Consider the following 22,571-nt stretch of genomic DNA (forward strand, 5'->3'; position numbering starts at 1 on the left):
AGAACTCATAAAAACTATCCTAAAGTATTTATCGGTATTTTTTTCTGGGATTTTTGACGTCTTTTTTATTTAGATAAGGATATTGGCTATGCACAAACTAAGATTTGCTATCCCTATGGTGCTGATTTTAGATAAGGATATTGGCTATGCACAAACTAAGATTTGCTATCCCTATGGTGCTGATGTTAGCTGGGTGTGGCGATGAACAAGAAAACAGTGTTCAACTTGAACCAGAAAAGGCTCCAGCCCCAACGTTCTCAATAACAACCGATGATCCTGATATCAATCGATTGCTACCCGCCATCCGCCATTTACTGCCCGGTCTTGATAAATACTCAGAGCAATTTCAAGAAAAGACTATTGAGCATAACCGATTTTTAACCATCAAATTCCATATCCCTGATAATGCTAGCATTCCTGCTGAATATGTAGCCGCTGGTCATAACTGCTTCATTGAAATCAATGATGATCGGACAGGCATGAAAATCTCCCAAAGCGCCTGTCTGGCCACCTTATTTGATCGCCAGAGTGTTCAGATCAACAGCGATTACTGGGTATATTTCTATCCAAATGACTTGACATATCCGCCGCATGATTTCGCTAACATGTCTAATGCGGAACGCATTGATATAGCAAAAAATTATCTCAATAAGGTGGCTAAAACTATTGAAAGCGCCCAGCAAAAAGGCAATTTGGCTGGCTACGATGTCCCAAATTATGGACGACAATTCGGATATATAGCGGGTGAGGGAAAACGCTTTTTAACTCAGGATGTCATTCAGCCCTATAGCTCTTGCCTAATGGTAGGATTTAGAGCACATGAATGGTGGAGTGAGCAAATTAGGTTTGCTCACGACCCCGCCCCGAATGATCCGCAAAAGATGGCATCCGCCATACAACGAATTAAAACGGCCTATGATGGTTACAAAATAAGTGCGGCGGAATGTTCAAAGGACATTAAATCAGTACCAAAAAAACCTCAACCGACAGAAAGATTGCCACCCACCCCGGACAATAAACCGCCTCGTCCAGGGTGCCTGATGGTGTTTATGCCAGATAATACAACAGAGTGGAATTGCCCAATAAATAAGGGTTAGAATTTACAAATCACAATGTAATCAGGGCCATATTTGTGTGAATATGGCCCTGGCAACTTGAAATAGTAATGATATTTATGATTCATATCTGCAACTTATGAACTTATTGAGATATGGCTAGTAAGTCATACTCATGGATGAGTAAACATCGTGCAGGATGGAAAATGATGAGCCTGCATTTGTACCAACACCGATTTAAATGTCATTTCCGCATAACATTGTCGCTCGCCCTGCTTTCTTGTACCCTTCCCTTGTTAACAGCCCAATTCTGAACACAACATCTGAAACTACCGGACTTCGACTACATGACCGCTCATACTTCTAAAGATCCTTTGCATGGCGTAACGCTTGAAATGCAAGTTAATGCGCTGGTTGCGCGTTTTGGTTGGGTTCAACTGGGCAAGTTGGTCAACATCAATTGCTTTAAAAACGATCCGAGCGTCAAGTCCAGCTTAAAGTTCTTGCGTCGGACGCCCTGGGCTCGCGCTGAAGTTGAAGCGCTGTATCTTGATTCTCTGGATGGAAACTCTACCGTAAAACCAGATGATAGCGTCGTTGACCCCTGGGCCAATAGCCGCAGAAATAAGAGCTAATTAACGTGAAAAAGCCAGTCGTACTGATTGCTGCTGCGCTTCTACTTATCAGTTGCGCGTCGAAACCACCGAGCTCGCTGGTTACCCCGCTTCCCCCTGTTCAACAACCGCTCCCGACGAAACCGCAGCAAAGTCAGGAACCGATGCGCGGGGTTTGGCTGGCAACGGTCTCCCGCCTCGATTGGCCGCCAGTGGCATCCGTCAATGCCAGTAGTCCCGCTCTCCGTATTACTCAGCAGCAGGAAGCGCTGAAAGGTAAGCTGGATAAGTTGAAAAGCCTCGGTATCAATACCGTCTTTTTCCAGGTTAAGCCTGATGGCACCGCGCTCTGGCCCTCTAAAATATTGCCCTGGTCAGATATGCTGACAGGCCATATTGGTGAAGATCCTGGCTACGATCCGCTCCAGTTCATGCTGGATGAATCGCACAAGCGCGGTATGAAAGTTCATGCCTGGTTTAATCCCTATCGCGTCTCCGTTAACACCAAAGCTGCAACCGTGACGGAATTAAATCGCACGCTGTCGCAGAATCCGGCCAGCGTATTTGTCTTGCATCGAGACTGGATCCGTACAGCAGGCGATCGCTTTGTGCTCGACCCTGGTATCCCGGAAGCACGAAGCTGGATCACCAGTATCGTGGCCGAAGTCGTTGCCCGTTACGCTATTGACGGTGTGCAATTCGATGATTACTTCTATGCGGAATCATCCAGCTCCGTTCTTAACGATAGCGAGAGCTTTAAAAAGTATGGTCAAGGGTTTATCTCAAAAGCGGACTGGCGGCGGCACAATACTCAGCAGTTGATTGAGCAGGTTTCCCACACCATCAAGCAGTTGAAACCTGATGTTGAATTCGGCGTTAGCCCCGCTGGCGTATGGCGCAACCGATCACACGATACGGCGGGTTCCGACACGCGAGGGGCAGCCGCCTATGATGAAGCGTATGCCGATACCCGTCTGTGGGTACAGCAAGGGCTGCTGGATTACATTGCACCGCAGCTATACTGGCCGTTCGCGCGCGACGCGGCTCGCTACGATGTATTGGCAAAATGGTGGGCGGATGTGGTGAAGCCTACGAACACACGCCTCTATATTGGCATTGCACTGTATAAAGTGGGTGAACCGTCAAAGAGTGAGCCAGACTGGACGATCAATGGCGGCGTGCCGGAACTGAAAAAGCAGCTCGATTTGAACGAGTCTATGCCAAATATTAACGGTACGATTCTGTTCAGAGAAAACTATCTCAATCAACCACAGACGCAGGAAGCCGTGAATTACCTCAGGAACCGTTGGAATCCTATTTAACGAGTTGTGGAGGTTGCCAAAACCTCTGCACTTTCCTTTGATGCTGGCTCACGCCTGAAATCCCCTCTCCCAAACGTGTGGTTCCCCCCTGAACGCGCTAGCTAAACGTGCTGTTTTCCTCTGTTGTTGCCACGTTTTCGGTTCAGGAATCCTGCTGTTGGAGGATTTTTTTTGCTTATTTAATAAGCATGTAAGATACCCATGGCATCATAATTCGCAGTAATGCAATCAACCAATTGATTTTTATGTAAAAAAATAAAAGTTTCGAAACGAAATAAATTATTGAGTCGGTGACTGAAAAAACCTATATTGGCCGCGTTTTTCTTATAGCAGTTACGTGTTTAATTCATTTATTCAACTGTGGTTGCCTGCGAGCACACGGTTGTAGGAGAGATATGATGACGGATAAAGTCCGTATTGACAGTTTAGGTGCGAATTCATTAACCGGAAACAATGAAACCTATTTGGCAAGACAAGCTGAATTTGAATCGAACGTGAGGAGTTATCCACGCAAATTGCCTCTGGCAATTGCGAAAGCTGAAGGCGTGTGGATCACTGATGTTGAGAATAATCAATATCTTGATTGTCTGGCGGGTGCGGGTACGCTCGCGCTGGGACACAACCATCCTGACGTGCTGCAAAGCATCCAAAGTGTCATTACTAGCGGCTTGCCGTTACATACACTTGATCTGACAACGCCGTTGAAAGATCAGTTCTCCGAATACCTGCTTTCCTTATTGCCTGGCCAAGGCAAAGAGTACTGCCTCCAGTTTACGGGCCCGTCTGGCGCCGATGCGGTTGAAGCCGCGCTGAAACTGGCAAAAAAATACACTGGCCGTTCTGGTGTGATCAGCTTCTCCGGCGGCTATCACGGCATGACGCATGGCGCGCTGTCCGTAACCGGTAACCTGTCTCCGAAAGAAGCCGTCGACGGCATGATGCCTGAAGTCCAGTTTATGCCTTACCCGCATCAATACCGCTGCCCGCTGGGCATTGGCGGTGAAGCTGGCGTTAAAGCATTAACCTACTATTTCGAAAACCTGATCAACGACGTTGAGAGTGGCGTACGCAAACCGGCGGCTGTCATTCTGGAAGCCGTTCAGGGTGAAGGCGGCGTTAACCCGGCACCTGCCGAGTGGTTACAGCGTATCCGTAAAGTGACGCAGGAACACGGTATTCTGCTGATCATCGACGAAGTTCAGGCGGGCTTTGCTCGTACCGGTAAATTCTTCGCCTTTGAACACGCCGGCATTGAGCCAGATATCATCGTGATGTCCAAAGCCGTTGGTGGCGGTTTGCCATTAGCCGTACTGGGTATCAAGAAGCAGTTCGATGCCTGGGCACCGGGTCACCACACGGGGACCTTCCGTGGTAACCAACTGGCGATGGCAACCGGCCTGACGACGCTGAAGCACCTGAAAGATAATCAGGTGGCAAACAAAGTCGCCGAGCAAGGTGAATGGCTGAAAGCCAAACTGGCTGAGCTGCAAAAACGTTATCCGGTGATCGGTCATATTCGCGGTCTGGGATTAATGATCGGGATTGAGATTGTTAAACCTGGCGAAGCGCAGGATCACATGGGTTGCTACCCGGCTGACGGCGAACTATCTGCCCTGTTGCAGAAAAAATGCTTTGAATCAGGCCTGATTCTGGAGCGCGGTGGCCGTAACGGCTGCGTTCTGCGTCTGCTGCCTTCCCTGCTGATCAGCAATGCTGAATTGGAAATCTTCCTGGATAAATTTGAAAACGCCCTGCTGTCTGCTGGCGTGAAGCCAGTCTGAGTGGAGCGAATGACCACGATGTCCCAATTAGTAGAAACAGCAGTTAACCCGATTTTGGCCTCTTCTGCGCAGAGTATCGAAGCCTATCAGGAAGCGATTACGCAGAGTAGCCAAGCCGTTATGCAGTGGCTGCAACAGCCTGAGATGTATCAGGGAAAAACCGTTGCTGAACTGCGTGAACGCATCACGCTGGATTTTAATCCTCAGGGCCTGGGCAACCAGGCCGCTATTGAGCGTGCAATTGAGTACTTTTTGAAAGACAGCCTGTCGGTGCATCACCCACAGTGCGTCGCTCATCTGCACTGCCCGAGTCTGGTGGTCAGCCAGGCGGCTGAAGTCTTGATTAATGCCACGAACCAGAGCATGGACTCTTGGGATCAAAGCCCGTCAGCGACCATCATTGAGATGAAGCTGATTGAATGGCTGCGTACTCAGGTTGGCTATCAATCTGGCGACGCTGGCGTATTCACTAGCGGCGGCACCCAGAGTAACCTGATGGGGCTGATGCTGGCGCGTGATGCTTTCTTTGCCCGTCAGGGACATTCAATCCAGCAAGATGGATTAGTTGGTAACCTGAAGAAAATTAAAGTGTTCTGTTCTGAAAATGCCCATTTCTCGGTGCAAAAGAACATGGCTTTACTGGGGCTGGGTTATCAATGCGTGACGCTGGTGAAAACCGATCGCTTCGCGCGGATGGATCTGAACGATTTAGCAGAGAAAGTGGCGCAGGCCAAGGCTAACGGCGAGCAGATTCTGGCGATTGTCGCAACGGCAGGAACCACGGATGCGGGGGCGATCGATCCTCTGCGGGCGATTGCGACACTGGCTGCGGAACATCAGATTTGGGTTCACGTCGATGCAGCCTGGGGCGGCGCACTGCTGCTGTCCGAGAAGTATCGCGATTATCTGGATGGCATTGAACTGGTGGATTCCATTACGTTGGATTTCCACAAGCAGTTCTTCCAAACCATCAGCTGTGGCGCATTCTTGCTGAAAGAAGCTCGCCATTATGAGCTGATGCGCTATCAGGCGGCTTATCTGAACTCTGAGTTTGATGAAGCACAGGGCGTTCCTAACCTGGTGTCGAAATCACTACAGACGACGCGTCGTTTTGATGCGCTGAAACTGTGGATGGGTCTGGAAGCGTTAGGCCAACAGCAGTACGCCGCGATCATCGATCATGGCGTCACGCTGGCGCAGCAGGTTGCACAGTATGTCGCTGAACACGCTTCGCTGGAGTTGGTGATGCAGCCACAGCTGGCGAGCGTATTGTTCCGTTTCCGTCCGCAACAGCTGGCGACAGCGAATGATGCGACTATCGCATTGCTTAACCAGCGCATTGGCGATGCTCTGTTGGAATCGGGCCGCGCCAACGTAGGGGTAACCGAGTTTAATGGCGTTACTTGTCTGAAGCTGACGTTACTGAACCCAACCGTTAGTCTGGACGATGTTAAAGTTCTGCTGGCGCTGGTTGAAAGCACCGCACAGCCGCTGTTGACTGCGTAATCCCCCTGCTTCACCGCATCGTGAAAAGCCGATAACAATAACAGGTTATCGGCTTTTTTATGATGAGCTTCCTGCTCGCCCCCCTACAGGCCGTTGCTGCACAACGTTGAAAAACGCTCCTGATGTTTTTATTGCCCACCGTCAAGCGGGGATGCGTGATGACACGATGTTTCTCATCAGAGTAGTTGAACCCATACCGTCTCATACTTCATCATATTGGGTTTTCTGGCCGTATTATTTCGCAAGCGCCTGATGCCGTGGCTACGGAATAAATAGAAATTCTGGGATAGATGAAGACATGACATCACAAAAAGCAACGCTAATCGGGTTAATCGCGGTCGTGCTTTGGAGCACTATCGTCGGGCTAATTCGGAGTGTGAGTGAAGGATTCGGCGCGGTTGGCGGTGCGGCGATGGTCTATACGTTAAGCTCGGTGATGTTATTCATTACGGTGGGCTTTCCTAAAATTAACACCTTTCCGAGGTCTTATCTCATCATCGGCAGCGTTCTGTTTGTCTGCTACGAACTGTGTCTCTCCTTATCTCTTGGCTATGCCAACAACAGCACTCAGGCAATAGAAGTCGGCATGGTTAACTACCTCTGGCCCAGCCTGACAATCTTGTTATCCGTATTGGTCAATCGGCAAAAAACCAGCCTGGTGATTATCCCCGGTATATTACTGGCTATCACGGGGATTGGCTGGGTATTAGGCGGTGATGAAGGATTATCCTTAAGCAGCATTATTGCTAACCTGTATAGCAATCCATTAAGTTATGGGCTGGCTTTTGGCGGCGCGATTATCTGGGCGATTTACTGCGCGGTGACCAAGAAAATCGCTAATGGCGCGAACGGTATTACCCTCTTCTTTATGCTAACGGCGTTAACGCTGTGGGTTAACTATCTGCTTGCCCCTCAACCTGCGTTTATTATCAGCACGCCCGTTATCATCAGCCTGTTTCTTGCCGCCGGCGCCATGGCTTTTGGTTACGCCGCGTGGAACGTGGGTATTCTTCACGGCAACGTCACCGTTCTGGCGACCGCGTCTTATTTCATTCCCGTCATTTCCGCAGCGCTTGCGGCATTTATTCTTAACTCGACGTTAACCGTTGCCTTTTGGCAAGGCGCGGCGATGGTTAGTCTGGGATCGCTACTGTGTTGGTGGTCAACCCGCTCCGCTACATTAAAAAAAGTCTCGGAGCAGGCAAACTAACATGTCAGGATGCGAGGCGAATTAATATGAGTATCCCGGTTTTTTCGCCAACGTATCCAAATGCGGTTTGATGATCGGATCGTAAACCTCATCCTTCCAGCGATCGGGCTGAATTTCGTTGAACGCGACAGAAAGCGAATCGTCAGAAGAACCGAAGTGCTTCTTCAGAACCGCAGCAAGATCTTCAGCAATGACTTTCTTCTCTTCTTCAGACAGGTTTCTTGGGAAGTGTTTGACATCAATATGTGGCATAGGTAGTCCTTTTCAGTGATGCAACAGCACGTTGATAAGCTAGTCATTGTGTATGAAGACGGCACCGCGCACAAATAACATCATGTTCTCAGATATTACCTCCAACGCGTACGACATTCGCCAAACCACCGGCTAAATGCCGTATAGGCAGCATTGCGCCCTATTGTTACCGTAGCCCGTAGAATGACGCCCCCTCACGGGTAACATCAATAGGGAGAATCCAACATGCGGTGTTTGAACTATCTTTGGGCTGCTTTTCTCGCCATATCTTTTACTACATCCCTTTCTCTGTCCGCTGCAACTCAAACGCTGACGCCATCCGAAATTGAAGCATTCAATGCGCAGATTACTAACGCGCAGCGTATTGATGCAACTCTCGCCATCAAAGGACAGTGCTACACCGACAAGGAAGCAGAATTTCAGACTAATAGTAATGGATTACAGGAAACGGCGGGTGAACTGCACGCCCAGAAACAGAAATTAGCTACCGAGTTAGAGCGTGCAGCATTTGCCGCTAAGGAGTTTTCCAACCGTTTCGAAATGGCATCGAGGGAACGGCATGATCTGGAAAACAAGATGCAGGAAATCAAGCATCAAATTAATGCCAGAGAGGCTGCACTTAACAATTGCAAACGTCAGTTTGGTTTTTTGGATTTCATGTGTGATTTTGCCGGAGAAATTACGGGCCTGAACGGGGATTTGCGCCGGCTGGACGGCGCAAGGAGAGAAATCGACATTCGGGCCTCTGCAGCCAAAGAACGGTACGAGGCAGCACGCAATGAAAATAATCAGGCTGAAGCACGATTACATGAAAACCAGACGAAGTCTGAGCAAAACAGCGCTGATATTGCGGCAGTCGAAAACAAGATCGGCATGCTCAAAGTCTCATTAGCCGAGATCAGAAAACTCAAACAGGATAACGCCACCCTACTCGCCAGGTTTACCGACTCTATTGCGGAACTTAACGGTCTCGACCCGGCCTCAGACCGGCGGTTTATTGTGAATCGCCTGCACCAAGAATCTGAATCGTTGAATGTTTTACTGCTTAAGTCTCAAGAATTGCTCGACATAAACGGCCTGCAACTTCCGGATGGCGAGCGTATCTGCACAAACTAACCTTTTTGCTGAATCTGAGGAGAGAAACATGGCTGCTGAAAATAAAATCATCAGTATCGAGTTCGATGTCAATAAACGTATTGATGCCCAAGTCGAGGAAATTCTGGACAGTAATAATGTGGCGTTGCCTGATGTTAACCACCCTCTGGTTGAGGATTACATCAGGAGGATTGAGGGCACCTATGACGTTTCCCGATCCAAAGAAGACACCGATAACGCTATCGATTTGCTTTATATCGCCTACAACACAACGCCCCAGGAAGAAGGAAAGATCAGGGTTGAGATTGATAAGTTGATGAGTCGCCTGATTGCGGCTCAGCAGGAAAGCGAACAGAAAATGCGCGACGCGTCGACGGATGCTGAACGGATTCTCAAATTATTACGCTCCCTGTTCGGTGACTGGGTGGAGGCCCGTGACAGCAATGATCCTCAGGACCTGCAAGATTTCATTGGCGAGGATTTAGTGGATCTGGCCAAAGAAATCAAGAAACGGGCTGAGCGGGTCAGTGCCGATTTGACAAAGATCGCGAATACCTACGATAGCATTATTGACGATACCACCAAGACGACACAGCAGGGAGAGCTGGCGCTATCTGCGCGTTTGAAAAATAAGGAAAAGATAGAAAAAGAAATTGCTGAGAACAACGCACAACGCGAAAAACTGGACAGCCTGGTACAAGACCTGCAAAACGATATCGCCAAGTATGAAAAAATGGCGAACGAATATAAATCGCAAGCAGAAACGGCCGAGGACCGCGCTTTTATCATGTCTATCGTGAGCGTCGGCGCACAGATGATTTCATCCATGGTTCCGGCAATTACCGCTGGCATCACAGGGGTCGCCACGGGAGGCGCATCGCTGGTTGCCGCCTCAGTCAACTCTACGGCACGGCAGTTGATCAATGCGGAAACTGCGACAGAAGATAACGACACAACAGCGAAGGCAATAGAAACTAAGGGAAAAATTGCTGACAAACGTACAGAAAAAACGACCGCTGAGCGTGAAAAAGCTGAGCTGGAGAAGAAGAATCAGGAGCTGACGGCCGAAAAGGAAAAAATTGAAGAGGACGCACAGATCGATGCAGACGCGAAAGCGGTACAGCTGGAATCTCTCGATAATAGAATCAAAGACAACAGTGCAGAAATCAAAGAAAAGGTCAGCAAGATTTCGGCGGCAGAAACCGCGCTGAAAGCCTTAAATGCCGCGCTGGAATCCCTTGGCGATAACATGGGGAAAATGGCAGAGAAACAAGAAAAACAGGCGACGGGTCTCCGCGACATGCAGATGAAAATGCTGGAAAAGGTCGAGGCTTATGAAAAAGAGAAACGTACCCAAGCGGCAGAGCTGGTAAAAATCAACGCCTTGCTAAAGGGACAACGAACCGAAGAAGAAACCATTCAACTGGCGATCCAGTCTCTGGGACTGAGCCTCAAAGCGCTGAAGCGGATGCGTGAAATTATTGTCGAAATCTCTTTTTTCTTCAAAACGTTTGCGAATTTCATGCAGAGCGTCGTAGACAGTTCGACCGAGCAGTCAGATCTGCTCCAGAAAGCGCTCGATCGGAATCAACCGACGAAAAGTTTCACTAAGCGCATCAAACGGAACACAAATGATTTCTTCATCACTCAAACGGCTGAATGGCAGGCCGTTGGCATCGTGTCAGCCAAGTTTGTGGATAACTTTAAAGACGGTTGGAGCAAGCTGAATAAATTGAGCGGCACATACCTGACGGGTGATGAGCTTAAATCCTATCTCAGTACCTCGGCAAGCAAGATCGAGGACATCGCCTTTAAACGTAAGCAGGCCGCATCGGCCAAGCTGGAAGAACTAAACCGGTATCGCGATCGCATACAGTCGAAAGCGTAAATCAACCGAGTGGATAGATAACGGTACGTCCACACGGTATCTATATCAATATGAAGGAGTTCATCAATGGCAATTAGCGATAATGACTACAACCGGGCTCGCGCGATCCTCATCGCTGCGGGAAGTAATTCGGCGCGAGCTTCACACGAAAAACACACGCAAGGTACAGGCTCTCCCGATGGCCACGGGCAGAGTCTGTTGAGAGGCTCACGAGATGAATTTCGTACTGCAGATAGAGGCAAACCTAATCTTCAGTCGGAAATGACGCAGGCTCATTACAATGCGATTCATGCTGCCGCCCAACAAATGGGTATTCAGGGTTGGTAGTTAGGCGAATGTGAAGATGCAAAACCATTGCCCTTATACCTGCCTCATCCTGAGGCAGGTATTTCAGTTAGCCGTTCAAACCGCGTTTTAGCGTTAGCCCGACCGACTGGCGTAAAACGTTTCAGGATAAAAGCAGCGTCCGCTCGTTTTCATCGCGAACAGGAAAGTAGCGAGATCATTATGTTATTGGTGAAGATACAAATCGTCGCCTACGCTTAAAATGTGATGATGATCACAGTCATTGCCACCACGAATACAACACCTCACTGACAAACACGCGCCCTTTCTGACTAACGTTAATCGTCCATCGTGACACTCAGTTTATCCACGATAAAACATGGAGAACCCATGCAAACGTGTAACACGAAGCTGATTATTTTCAGCGATCTCGACGGATCGTTGCTCGATCATGAGACTTATCGGTGGGACGCCGCGCAGCCGTGGCTGACGCGACTGGCAAACGAGGCAATTCCACTGATTATCACCACCAGTAAAACGGCGGCCGAAGTTGCCCCCTTACGGCAGGCGCTCGGGCTGGATCATTATCCCTATATTGCGGAAAACGGCGCTATTGCCGTACTCCCTCCGACATGGCAAACGCATCCCGATTACCCACGCAAGAGGAGCGGCGTGAAATATTCCGTCATCCGTACTCAGTTAGCGCAGTTGCGCACGTCCGGTTTTCGCTTCAAAGGCTTTGGCGATATGAGCAGCGCGGAGATAGCAGAAGTGACAGGGTTAAACGAGCAAGATGCCCAACGAGCGCAACAGCGTGAAGGATCTGAACCGCTGGTGTGGCTGGATGATCCCACTGCGCTATCGCGTTTCAGCCAGTTACTGGCAGAGGCCGGTCTGGCTCTGACACAAGGGGGGCGCTTCTATCACGTCATGAGCGCCCAAACGAGTAAGGGATTTATGGTTAACTGGATAAAAAAACAGTATACCGAGAAGTACGGTACTGATATCAAAACGCTTGGTCTGGGAGATGGTCCGAACGATGTATCCCTGCTATGTGCGATGGACTACGCCGTGTTAATTAAAGGTAAGGGAAATCAGATTGTTACCCTGCCGGAATCGCATAGCGGAAAGCACTATTACACGCAAGCGCCAGGGCCTCAGGGCTGGAGTGAAGGACTGGCACATTTTATCGGCAAGGGTCATTTCTCGGCATAAAACAGCCGCAAGATGGTATGGGAGCATGTGATGAGCGAATTTTATCAAGATGGCATCATTACCAATTTTCACAATCTCACCCAGAGAAAGACGGAAGAGCTGGAGTATGAACTTCAGGTATTTTCCGGACAAAGCAGCATGGGGTTGATTCTGCCTTCGCTGTATTCTGAGCTGGAAGGTCCCGCGCTGAGCCACATTATCGACCAGCTCTCTCAGGTTTCTTACCTTGGTGAAATTGTGATTGGGTTGGATCGCGCCGATCGGGAGCAATTTCTTTACGCACGACAGTTTTTCTCTCGCCTGCCACACCGGCACCGTATTCTGTGGAACGATGGCCCACGCCTGAAAGCGCTCAGCGATGAACTGGCAGAGAAATCGCTGGCACCACAGGAGCCCGGTAAAGGCCGCAATGTCTGGTTTTGCGTCGGCTATACGTTGGCATCGCGCCGTTCAGCCTGTGTTGCCCTACATGACTGTGACGTTGTCACGTATGATCGGGCAATGCTGGCTCGCCTGCTCTATCCCGTAGCGAATCCGCACTTTAATTATGATTTCTGCAAAGGCTATTACGCCCGCGTCGCTGAAGGAAAACTGAATGGCCGTGTGGGACGTCTGCTGGTTTATCCGTTACTGAAATCGCTGCAAAAGGTTTATGGCAATTCCGACTATCTGGATTACATGCGCAGTTATCGCTATCCGCTTTCTGGCGAGTTTGCGATGCGCACCACCATTCTGAACAACCTGCGTATTCCGAGTGATTGGGGGCTGGAAATTGGCGTGCTGTCAGAAATTCATCGCGGCACCGCTACCCGCCGTATTTGTCAGGTAGATATCGCGGATCGCTACGACCATAAACATCAGCCGATGTCTGAAGATGACCCGAACGCAGGGTTACAGCGCATGGCAGCGGATATCACCAAAGCGCTGTATCGCAAGCTGGCGATTCTCGGCGTGAATATCACCTCGGATTCTTTCCGCGTCCTGCGGGCGACCTACTATCGTACCGCTCTTGATATGATCGATGCTTTCGAACATGACGCGCGCATGAACGGCCTGAGTTTCGATCGTCATAAAGAGGAATCCGCTGTGGAGCTCTTCTCTGATGTGATCACCCATGCTGGCCATGTTTATAGTGATAGCCCAGGCGATAAACCCTTTGTCCCTAGCTGGAACCGCGTGCAGTCGGCTTTTCCCGATATCCTCGAACGACTGTACGCTGCGGTAGAAGCCGACAATCAGGAAACATAACGCCTTCCTCGCGACCTCATAGGGCAAGCGCATCATGATGCATCATTTTATGCGTCATGATGGATCCCTTGCATAAGTAACTCATATCTTTTGCATTAATCACTCAATGAATAAATCAATTTTTTTTACCTTTACTGGATGAGAAAGAAAAGGTGAAATCTCCCGCCATGCGGGCAATCGTGTCGTAAGAAAATATTATTTCTTCTATCTGACAAGGAATTAGCGATTAATCGATAAGAAAAACTGGCGCGATTTATGCTTTAGCTCTCCTGCCATTATGTAACTAAGGAGAGTGTTTAGATGAATTTTTTAATCAATGAAAGCGACGTGTTAAACCCGAAACGCAGAGCATTATTAAAACTTTCTGGCGCCCTGCTGGGGACGGCTGCGGTAACAACCGGATTAAGTTCTCGCGTTTTTGCCGAGACACAACCTGAGAGCGCAGCATTTACCGCGCCTTCGGCCGATAACCCGATCCGCATTAATTTCAACGAAAATCCACTGGGTATGTCACCGAAGGCACAAGCCGCCGCACGTGACGCTGTCGTGAAAGCCAATCGCTATGCAAAGGATGAAATCTTAATGCTTGGCAATAAGCTGGCCGCACACCATCAGGTTGAAGCATCTTCCGTCTTGTTGACGGCTGGATCGTCTGAAGGCATCCGGGCGGCGATTGAAGCCTACGCGTCGCTGGATGCACAACTGGTTATTCCTGAATTAACCTACGGCGATGGCGAGCACTTCGCCAAAATTGCCGGAATCAGGGTGACGAAAGTCAAGATGCTCGATAACTGGGCATTCGATATTGAAGGGTTAAAAGCCGCGGTTGCCGGTTATAGCGGCCCTTCCATCGTTTATCTGGTCAATCCCAATAACCCCACGGGCACGATTACGCCGGCGGATTTAATTGAACCGTGGATTGCCAGCAAACCTGCCAATACGATGTTTATCGTCGATGAAGCCTACGCCGAGTTCGTCAACGATCCGCGTTTTCGTTCTATTTCGCCGATGATTACCCAGGGCGCAGAGAACATTATTTTGCTCAAAACGTTCTCTAAAATACATGCAATGGCCGGTATGCGCGTTGGCTATGCCGTTGCACATCCTAAAGTCATCGCGTTAATGGGTCGGTATGTTGCAGGTGAGAAAATTAACTTTAGCGGCGTGGATGCAGCATTGGCGTCTCTGGACGACTCGGCGTTCATTACCTACAGCAAAAAGAGTAATGATGTGTCGCGTCAAATCCTGCTGAAGGCGCTGGATGACCTGAAGCTGCCTTACTTACCGTCAGAAGGAAACTTTGTTTTCCACCAGTTAGTCGTGCCGCTCAAGGATTACCAAAAGCATATGGCAGATGCAGGTGTACTGATTGGTCGCGCGTTCCCTCCTGCGGATAACTGGTGCCGTATCTCATTAGGGACCCCGCAGGAAATGCAATGGGTAGCCGATACCATGCGCGAATTCCGTAACAAGAACTGGATTTAATCCTTCGTTATACCGCTCTTGTCGCACCGAAAGGGTAAGACATCCGCCCCTCTTTCTGAGGGGTGATTATTCCTGAACCATACCGTTGAAACCTGAGTAACGCTTGACCCGCGGGGAATTGCGCGGCTAAATGACCCCATGCCTTTCATTATTTATATTGATATCAGGCACAAGCAGAATATGAAAACGGTCAGGGAGAAATAAGAGCATGATTATTTTTGTTACCGGTGCAACGGCTGGGTTTGGTGAGTCAATTACGCGTAAATTTATTAGTGCGGGCCATAAAGTGATTGCGACGGGCCGCCGTCAGGAACGTCTGGATGCGCTGAAGGCAGAACTGGGCGATGCGCTGTATACGGTAAAACTGGACGTGCGCGATCGTCAGGCGATTGAACAAGCCGTTGCCGCCCTGCCGGCTGAATGGCGGGCGATTGATGTGCTGGTGAACAACGCTGGACTGGCGCTGGGTCTGGAACCTGCGCATAAAGCGTCGGTAGACGATTGGGAAAATATGATCGATACCAATAACAAAGGGCTAGTGTTCATGACGCGCGCGCTGCTGCCAGCGATGGTGGAACGTAATATCGGTCACGTCATTAACATCGGCTCTACCGCAGGAAACTGGCCATACGCAGGCGGTAACGTGTACGGCGCCAGCAAGGCGTTCGTGCAGCAGTTTAGCCTGGGATTGCGTGCTGATCTGTCTGGCACCCGAATTCGCGTAACGAATATCGAACCGGGTCTGGTCGGTGGAACCGAGTTCTCTGCCGTACGCTTCAAAGGCAATGATGAAAAAGTCAGTAAAACCTATGACAACACTACGCCGCTGACAGCTGAAGATGTGTCTGAGGCCGTTTTCTGGGTGGCTACCCTGCCAGCGCACGTCAACATCAACACGCTGGAAATGATGCCGGTCAGCCAGTCTTTTGCTGGGTTAAGTGTACACCGCGAAGGTTAATAATTTTCGGCACACCAGTATTGAGGGCATGAACACGGTTTCATGCCCTTTTCTATAGCTTCACACGCCAGACGTTTGCCAGATACTGCATGGTTATAGTGCCGTTGAAGCGAAGGATGTATACTTCTTGTTATAGGCAACCTTTCGTTTTGCACGACGCGCGAAGGTTACAGGGAACGCCGGTCGCCTTTTGTTGTCTATCGCTTGCCGTGCGCTTTATCGTTTTACGGCATCGGCGTTTGTTTTTATCATTTGTTCTGTCAAGGTGAAACATGAACCACTACTCTTTTTCTTCTTTGATTCGGGCCTTCATCCCGCTTTCTCTGGTTATCGTTTCCGCTGCCTGGCAGCCTGCCGCTCTGGCAGATACGCGCCATATCATTGTCGACTCCGGCGACAGCACCTTGTCGAAAGAAGCGGCGCGTCAAAGCAAAGAGCAATGGGACTCAACCCGCTCACTGCGTAATAAAGTGAATAGCCGCGTTGAGAAAGAATTCGATAAAACGGAAAAAGCCATTGATGGGCGTGAAAAATGCAACGCCAGCTACAACGTCAATGCTTACTGGGAAAACACGACCGATCGCTGTCTCGATCGTCGTACTGGTCGCCCGGTTACCCCTTGATTCTTCACCCACGCCTTCTGGCGTGGGTTTTCCCCTTTTCCCTTCGTATTACGGCACATTCCCTTACTCTCAAAAGATGACATTCCCTTTCAATTCAACGATTATCATTCTATAACGTTGCAACATGGGGTTTATCCAGAAAATGGAGTGCATCAGGATGAATATGGATTTAGCACGATTATTTTCACGCGCTTTTCACATCAAACTGTGGGGCGTGTTCATCATGTGCCTACTGGTCAGCTCGTGCGCAAGCTCGTACCCGGAGACGGACAACATCACGGCTATCACCAATAACAACGGAACGATTGTTGCCGAGTCCGATACCTACGTTTATAAATTCTCCGACGCCAGAGCACAAAAAGAGTATCAGGACTATTACGCGTTTTATCGTGATTACAAAGACATTATCCTTGGCGTGAGGGTCGACTTTTCTCTCCGAAATGGTCAGGTCTACGCGAGATATAAAAACGTGATTGATACTCGCCGATTGACCAAAGAGCAGAAAGTCGATTTACGCGAACTCTTCGCGGCGAACATTCCCACTACAATGGGAAAAGGTGAAGTCACCTTTAGCGCAAGCGGCACATTCAGTAAGAAAGAAGGCTCACTGGTCAGCCCGACCCAAAATGGGCGTCTGCCGCAGCCTATTCCCGTAGTCATCAATAGCAGCGATAACTCTGGCAAAGAGGTACTGCTTGCCCCTCTCATGATTCCGGCTGTCGTCCTTTTCCCGCTGTTTATGATGTACGGCTGCGCCACCGGGCCTTGTGTTTAATCGGTTTGGGCCATCATTGATGGCCTAATTCCGCGGCTTTTTCGCGTTATTTTTATCGTTTGATATACTCAAAGAGACTTTTTTCAGAGAAAAGGATCAAAAGATGAAAAAAACCGTCATTTTGGGTACCGCGTTATTCCTGGTCGCTCCATTGGCTGCACTGGCATCTTGCGAGAGCGTGAAAGCAGATATTGCTCAGAAAATCATCGCCAATGGCGTGCCAGAATCCGGTTTTACGCTGGATATTGTCCCGAACGATCAGGTGAATCAAGCCGGTGGTCTGGTGGTGGGTCACTGTGAAAATGATTCGCACAAGATTGTTTACACTCGCCATGCTGAAGGCGACGCCAATACGGGAAATGCATCTGCACCCGCAGAAGGCCAGCCGACCACAACACCGTAATCTCTTCCTCTGGATGTTCAAAATAAATGTTCAAAAGGCGCTTTCGCGCCTTTTCTTTTGCCGTCATTTCTCTCTGGTTTCAACCTGCCCTGGGCGCTGGCTTGCGGGAATCATTCTGGCGGAAAGCAGTGTGATAGCAGCGATGAGTGCGGAAACGATAAATACGCCGTGAATTGACGAGGCGACTTGCGAGGCCAGTGTATCGAGCTGGTTTACGCTCAGTAGGATACGCTTGGCCGGATCCATGAGCGTCTGGAGTGGATCGCTCACGTCCGGCAATCGCCAGTGTAGATTGATGTTCAGCGTGGCGCCAAGAATTGCGGTTCCCAACGCGGAACCCAGCATGCGGGTAAACATGGCGGAAGCCGTCGCAATGCCGCGGATAGAGTAATCCACCGAGTTTTGTATCGATACCAGAAACGTGGTGCTGCTCAGCCCCATTCCCGAACCGATCAGAAATGCCGCTAGCCTCGCCCACATGAGATTGCTGTCTGGTTGAACGGTTAACAGCGTCAGACTGCCGATAATCAGCACGATACCGCCGAGCATTGCCGTAAAGCGATAAGACGTCCACAGCATTAAGCGTCCGCTCAGCGTACTGGCCAGCGGCCAGCCAATCGACATCATCGCCAATATACTGCCTGCTTCCAGCGGCGTTTTACCCATCACACCCTGAATAAACGTCGGCAGAAAAGCGCTCACGCCCATCATCGCAGCCCCGACGACTAATCCCCCGAGATTACCGGCGATAATGACCCGATTGCGCCAGAGTGCCAGCGGGAACAGCGGCTCAGCCGTACGTTTTTCCTGTCGAACCAGCAGGATGCAGCCCACCGCAGAAATCGCAAGCAGCGGGATTACCCAGTAGCCAAACACCTCAGCCTGTAGCAGTGCCATCAGCAGGCTGGCGACGGACACAACCAGATAGAACGCCCCCACCCAGTCCAACTGGTGCTGGCGCACGGCGTTGATCGTCGGCAGGTAACGAGCCAGCAGGAAGATGGAAAATAGCCCAATCGGCACATTGACCCAGAAAACCAGTGCCCAGTTGAAGTGTTGGACGATAAACGCGCCCAACAGCGGGCCGATAATCGCGGAAACACCCCACACGCTGGATAGATAACCCTGTATTTTCGGGCGTTCGGTCGAGCTGTATACATCGGCAACAATGGTGAATGCAATCGGGGTTATCGCGCCTGCGCCCAACCCTTGCAAGGTACGGAAGACAATCAGCCAGCCCATCTGTGTCGAAAATCCGCACAGAACCGATCCCAGCAGGAATACCATCATGCCGAAGAAGAAAATCTTTTTGCGGCCATAGAGATCGGCAAGGCGGCCATAAATCGGAATGCTGATTGATTGTGTCAGCAAATAACCCGCAAAAACCCATCCTAATAGGGAGAATCCGCCTAAATCCGCGATGATGGTGGGCAGCGCCGTGGCGACAATCGTCACTTCAATCGCCGCCGTAAACATGGCCAGCATACAGGCAATCAAAATCCAGTGGCGATGCGGAACAGGCGTTTGTTTCTGGTTATTCTCTGTTTTCATTATATTTTCAGGATAAGAAGAAAAACTGCCTGTGAGTATAACAGGTGGCGTGGCGGAGAAAATTTATTCCCGCAGAGCAGCGGGAATAGAAGACGACAGAAATTAATTACTGACGGCAGAAAGATCGATATAAGGCGAGAGATCCCGCTGTTCGGCACGCGGTAAGTAAGGCAGCTCGCCCAGTTGCGGTGCCGGAATTTTTTTCCGCAGAACGTGAATGATTTCGGCGTAATTCGCCAGACCGGGGTTAATACGGTTAGCAACCCAGCCAACCAGCGGCAAACCATCGTTGATGATTGCCTGCGCCGTCAGCAACGCATGGCTGATACAGCCCAGTTTGATGCCAACAACCAGCACAACGGGCAGTTGTTCCTGTACGACCCATTCGGAATACGGACGCAGATCGTTCATGACAGTTCGCCATCCGCCCGTGCCTTCGACCACCACGATATCCGCCGCCTCGCTCATGTGGCGCAAACCCTGCGTCATCGTGCAGTAATCAATCGTTCCTTCACTGGCGCTGATTTCATCCTCTCGCAGAGCGATGGGGTTAACCATGTTATAGGGCAATTCCAGTGTGGAAGCCGCCTGTAGCAGCAGTGCATCTTTATTACGCAGGCCCGCTTCCGTCTCTTCGCACCCTTTCGCTATCGGTTTGTAGCCCGCAACCGATTTGCCTGCCAGCGCTAGTTTTTGCAGTAGCGCCTTGGATACCACTGTTTTGCCAACGGCGGTATCAGTACCAGTGACAAAAATACGTTTCAACATGGGATAACTCCAGACCACCTGAATACCAAAAAACAAGCACAGCTAAAATGCTTTCCAAGCGTGAAAGTCTAGGCTATGCCTCATTCGGGCGGTTTGCGTTAGCGCAATGTTTTGTTGCTCTACGCCTTTCTGGTTATCCCTGAAGTAGTTTAACCAGCAGCGATCCGTTATAGAGAGCGTCTTTTACCAATGCCGCACCGGGCATTGTCCCCTGATTGTAGAACTGGGTCGCTTCTACCTGAATGTTATGGCTATAGGGCGGGAATGACTGCTGTTGAATGCAGCCTAAAATGGCGGGGTGCAAAATGCTGGCCGCTTTATTCAGGGGGGAACCCACCAGAATTTTATCGGGGTTGAAGAGATTCACCATGATGGCAACAATTCGGCCTACGTTATTGCCGACATCGTTGATGATATCTTTGGCTAATTGATCGCCTTTGAGCGCCGCATCACACAGGTTCTCAACGTTAAGTGGTGAACCATGCAGGAGCGAACTCATGGATGTATTCATGCGCTGCTGCGCTAACTCCAGCATATTTTCCGTGCTGGCGACCGTTTCCAAACAGCCGTGATTGCCGCAATAGCAACGTTTACCATAGGGATCGACCTGCGTATGCCCGATTTCAACCAGATTTCGGCTTCTCGCGTGCAGGATGCGTCCGCCAGTAATCACGCCCGCGCCGACGTTATGGTCGATTACCACCTGAATGACATTTTGACAATCGCGCGCCGCGCCGTATAACGCTTCAGCCATCGTCCAGGCACAAATATCGTGCTGCAAATACACGGGTAGCCCCGTACGCTGTTCCAGCGCCGGGCCAATCGCCATTTCCTCAACGTCATAGAACGGCATGCGGTGAATAACGCCCTTGTTGGCGTCAATCATGCCCGGCGCGGTAATCGCGATTGCGGTTAATCGCTCCAGTCGTTTCTGGTGACGAATAAAAAACTGGTCGATTTCATTCAGAATACGATCAAGCAGCGGTTGCGGCGCTTCTGCGGGAAGCGGGATATCTTCTTCTACAACCAGCTTGCTGCTGAGATCGCGCAACGCCAAGGAAATACTATTGTGGCTGATGCGGGCGGAAAGATAGTGCCAGGCTTCGGTATCCAGGATCAGCCCGATAGCAGGACGTCCCCTGCTACCCACATCCTGGTATTCGGTTTCCTGCACCAGATGGGCTTCCAGCAGTTCGCGGACGATTTTGGTAATACTGGCGGGCGCGAGCTGAGCGCGTTTGGACAGTTCGATACGTGATATCGGGCCGTACTTATCGATCAGCCGATACACCGCGCCGGCATTCATTTGTTTGATTTGATCGATGTGTCCTGGTTGACCGTCGGATATCACAAACCTGGCTCCTACTCATTCGCGTTATATCTGGCACTGCTGTTGAAAAATTTATCTTTATTATTGCGGTATGACTATTTTTCACGCTGCAAAATAAAAAAACTGCGGGTATGGTGGGGCTTTTCACTAAACTCGTCAAATATTTGATTCGTTATGTGATTTAGCCCGCATATTTTAACGATTATCCGCCCAACATCAGCGACATTAACATTTTCGCCGCCGCGCTTTGCGGATGATGCCGCGCGGTAACCAGCCAGACTTCCGTTGTGGCGTCCTCTTCTTCCAGCAGCAAATATTTCACGCCATCGACCCGAATACGCAAAAACGATGCCGGCAAAATGGATACGCCTAACCCCGCCGACACCAGCCCGACGATAGTCATCGCCTCACCCACTTCTTGCGTAATGTAGGGGCTGATGCCATAGCGTTTCAGCAGCGTCAGCGTGTCGTCATACAGTGCGGTTCCCACCGCACGAGAGAAGAAAACGAACGGTTCATTCGCCAACTGTGTGATATTGATTGCCCGCCCAGCGGCCTGCTGAGCTAAGGGATGGGATTCCTGCACGACGGCAATCAGCGGTTCACGTAATAACAACTGATGATCCAGCGCGTCCGGCAGCGGGTTATTGCGCATAATGCCGATATCGAGCTTACCGTTCAGCAGCGGTTCAATTTGCTGCTTGGTGTTGAGCTCCATCATCTGAATATGCACTTCCGGGTACGTTTGACGAAAGCGCAGCAGGCTGCTGGAGATCTTTTTGATAAACGGCGCGGACGAGGTAAAACCAATCGTTAATTCCCCAATTTCGCCGCGTTGAATGCGGGACGCTCGCTCAGCCGCTTGATCAACCTGGCTGATAATCGACCAGGCTTCTTTCAGGAACATCTCGCCCGCCGGAGTAAGCTGGACATTACGGTTATTGCGCGCCAGCAGTTTCGCTCCCACCTGCTCCTCCAGAATTTGAATCTGCTGGCTCAGTGGCGGCTGTGAAATGCGTAATCTTTCTGCGGCTCGACCAAAATGCAGCTCTTCAGCGACCGCAATAAAATAGCGAAGGTGACGTAGTTCGATACTCATACTTTAAACGTATCAATCATAATTATTAATATATTATACAAAATAATATCACTCTTCTATGATCGTCCTACTGTTGTTTTACGCCTGATTTACCTTTTCCGGTAAGGA

21 protein-coding genes are annotated in these 22,571 nt (G+C 50.0%); 16 read left to right on the plus strand and 5 right to left on the minus strand.

Annotation, left to right across the window (positions count from 1 at the left end; all coding sequences use genetic code 11):
* Nucleotides 1-146 precede the first annotated feature (146 nt).
* The 6 genes from AB8809_RS12220 to yddG all read left to right on the plus strand — a co-directional run bounded on the left by AB8809_RS12220 (nucleotide 147) and on the right by yddG (nucleotide 7,488).
* The gene (locus tag AB8809_RS12220) at nucleotides 147-1,097 is read left to right on the plus strand and encodes a hypothetical protein (protein WP_349855938.1); all 951 of its coding nucleotides are present in this window, start codon (nucleotides 147-149) and stop codon (nucleotides 1,095-1,097) included.
* Between the two features lie 305 nt (nucleotides 1,098-1,402).
* Nucleotides 1,403-1,690, plus strand: coding sequence for a VF530 family DNA-binding protein (locus AB8809_RS12225; protein WP_181846763.1), 288 nt, complete (start codon nucleotides 1,403-1,405; stop codon nucleotides 1,688-1,690).
* A 5-nt stretch (nucleotides 1,691-1,695) separates the two neighbouring features.
* On the plus strand, nucleotides 1,696-2,991 hold the full coding sequence (locus tag AB8809_RS12230) for a glycoside hydrolase family 10 protein (protein ID WP_349855939.1): 1,296 nt from the start codon (nucleotides 1,696-1,698) through the stop codon (nucleotides 2,989-2,991).
* 395 nt (nucleotides 2,992-3,386) lie between these two features.
* Entirely contained in the window at nucleotides 3,387-4,772 is a 1,386-nt protein-coding gene (locus AB8809_RS12235) for a diaminobutyrate--2-oxoglutarate transaminase (protein ID WP_181828540.1), read from the plus strand.
* A gap of 9 nt (nucleotides 4,773-4,781) precedes the next feature.
* Entirely contained in the window at nucleotides 4,782-6,278 is a 1,497-nt protein-coding gene (locus AB8809_RS12240; protein WP_181846761.1) for an aspartate aminotransferase family protein, read from the plus strand.
* Nucleotides 6,279-6,576: 298 nt separating this feature from the next.
* Nucleotides 6,577-7,488 (plus strand): aromatic amino acid DMT transporter YddG, encoded by a 912-nt coding sequence (yddG, locus tag AB8809_RS12245; RefSeq protein WP_181828538.1) that lies wholly within the window; start codon nucleotides 6,577-6,579, stop codon nucleotides 7,486-7,488.
* Nucleotides 7,489-7,509: 21 nt separating this feature from the next.
* Here yddG and pptA read toward each other — a convergent pair whose 3' ends face one another.
* Nucleotides 7,510-7,740 (minus strand): tautomerase PptA, encoded by a 231-nt coding sequence (gene pptA, locus AB8809_RS12250; protein ID WP_015840291.1) that lies wholly within the window; start codon nucleotides 7,738-7,740, stop codon nucleotides 7,510-7,512.
* A 225-nt stretch (nucleotides 7,741-7,965) separates the two neighbouring features.
* On the opposite strand from pptA, the gene AB8809_RS12255 reads away from it, so the two are divergent.
* From AB8809_RS12255 to AB8809_RS12300, 10 genes are all read left to right on the plus strand, one after another.
* A complete protein-coding gene (locus AB8809_RS12255) occupies nucleotides 7,966-8,856 on the plus strand; it encodes a hypothetical protein (RefSeq protein ID WP_349855940.1) in 891 nt (296 codons plus the stop codon).
* A gap of 28 nt (nucleotides 8,857-8,884) precedes the next feature.
* Nucleotides 8,885-10,723 carry a tyrosyl-tRNA deacylase gene (locus AB8809_RS12260; RefSeq protein WP_349855941.1) on the plus strand — a complete coding sequence of 613 codons (1,839 nt, stop codon included), beginning with the start codon at nucleotides 8,885-8,887 and terminating at the stop codon, nucleotides 10,721-10,723.
* Between the two features lie 66 nt (nucleotides 10,724-10,789).
* Nucleotides 10,790-11,050, plus strand: a complete 261-nt coding sequence (locus AB8809_RS12265) for a hypothetical protein (protein WP_015840288.1) — start codon at nucleotides 10,790-10,792, stop codon at nucleotides 11,048-11,050.
* Nucleotides 11,051-11,398: 348 nt separating this feature from the next.
* Nucleotides 11,399-12,223 (plus strand): mannosyl-3-phosphoglycerate phosphatase-related protein, encoded by an 825-nt coding sequence (locus AB8809_RS12270; RefSeq protein WP_349855942.1) that lies wholly within the window; start codon nucleotides 11,399-11,401, stop codon nucleotides 12,221-12,223.
* Nucleotides 12,224-12,253: 30 nt separating this feature from the next.
* On the plus strand, nucleotides 12,254-13,471 hold the full coding sequence (locus AB8809_RS12275) for a glycosyl transferase (RefSeq protein WP_349855943.1): 1,218 nt from the start codon (nucleotides 12,254-12,256) through the stop codon (nucleotides 13,469-13,471).
* 300 nt (nucleotides 13,472-13,771) lie between these two features.
* Nucleotides 13,772-14,956: a histidinol-phosphate transaminase gene (locus AB8809_RS12280; RefSeq protein ID WP_349855944.1), complete on the plus strand. Its 1,185-nt coding sequence runs from the start codon at nucleotides 13,772-13,774 to the stop codon at nucleotides 14,954-14,956.
* 208 nt (nucleotides 14,957-15,164) lie between these two features.
* Entirely contained in the window at nucleotides 15,165-15,914 is a 750-nt protein-coding gene (ydfG, locus tag AB8809_RS12285) for a bifunctional NADP-dependent 3-hydroxy acid dehydrogenase/3-hydroxypropionate dehydrogenase YdfG (protein ID WP_015840284.1), read from the plus strand.
* A 272-nt stretch (nucleotides 15,915-16,186) separates the two neighbouring features.
* Complete coding sequence (locus tag AB8809_RS12290) at nucleotides 16,187-16,537, plus strand: DUF1283 family protein (protein WP_180776801.1); 351 nt, start codon at nucleotides 16,187-16,189, stop codon at nucleotides 16,535-16,537.
* A gap of 157 nt (nucleotides 16,538-16,694) precedes the next feature.
* Nucleotides 16,695-17,312 carry a hypothetical protein gene (locus AB8809_RS12295; RefSeq protein WP_180776802.1) on the plus strand — a complete coding sequence of 206 codons (618 nt, stop codon included), beginning with the start codon at nucleotides 16,695-16,697 and terminating at the stop codon, nucleotides 17,310-17,312.
* A 103-nt stretch (nucleotides 17,313-17,415) separates the two neighbouring features.
* A complete protein-coding gene (locus AB8809_RS12300; RefSeq protein WP_181828530.1) occupies nucleotides 17,416-17,715 on the plus strand; it encodes a DUF1161 domain-containing protein in 300 nt (99 codons plus the stop codon).
* 63 nt (nucleotides 17,716-17,778) lie between these two features.
* On the opposite strand, the gene AB8809_RS12305 is transcribed toward AB8809_RS12300, so the two are convergent.
* From AB8809_RS12305 to AB8809_RS12320, 4 genes are all read right to left on the minus strand, one after another.
* Nucleotides 17,779-19,266 carry an MDR family MFS transporter gene (locus AB8809_RS12305; RefSeq protein ID WP_180776804.1) on the minus strand — a complete coding sequence of 496 codons (1,488 nt, stop codon included), beginning with the start codon at nucleotides 19,264-19,266 and terminating at the stop codon, nucleotides 17,779-17,781.
* Between the two features lie 102 nt (nucleotides 19,267-19,368).
* Nucleotides 19,369-20,034, minus strand: a complete 666-nt coding sequence (bioD, locus tag AB8809_RS12310; protein WP_015840279.1) for a dethiobiotin synthase — start codon at nucleotides 20,032-20,034, stop codon at nucleotides 19,369-19,371.
* Between the two features lie 133 nt (nucleotides 20,035-20,167).
* Entirely contained in the window at nucleotides 20,168-21,385 is a 1,218-nt protein-coding gene (locus AB8809_RS12315; RefSeq protein WP_015840278.1) for an ROK family transcriptional regulator, read from the minus strand.
* Between the two features lie 181 nt (nucleotides 21,386-21,566).
* Nucleotides 21,567-22,463 carry a LysR family transcriptional regulator gene (locus AB8809_RS12320; RefSeq protein ID WP_015840277.1) on the minus strand — a complete coding sequence of 299 codons (897 nt, stop codon included), beginning with the start codon at nucleotides 22,461-22,463 and terminating at the stop codon, nucleotides 21,567-21,569.
* Nucleotides 22,464-22,571 lie beyond the last annotated feature (108 nt).

Origin of the sequence: Pectobacterium aroidearum (assembly GCF_041228105.1) — a bacterium.
GTDB classification, from domain to species: Bacteria; Pseudomonadota; Gammaproteobacteria; order Enterobacterales; family Enterobacteriaceae; genus Pectobacterium; species Pectobacterium aroidearum.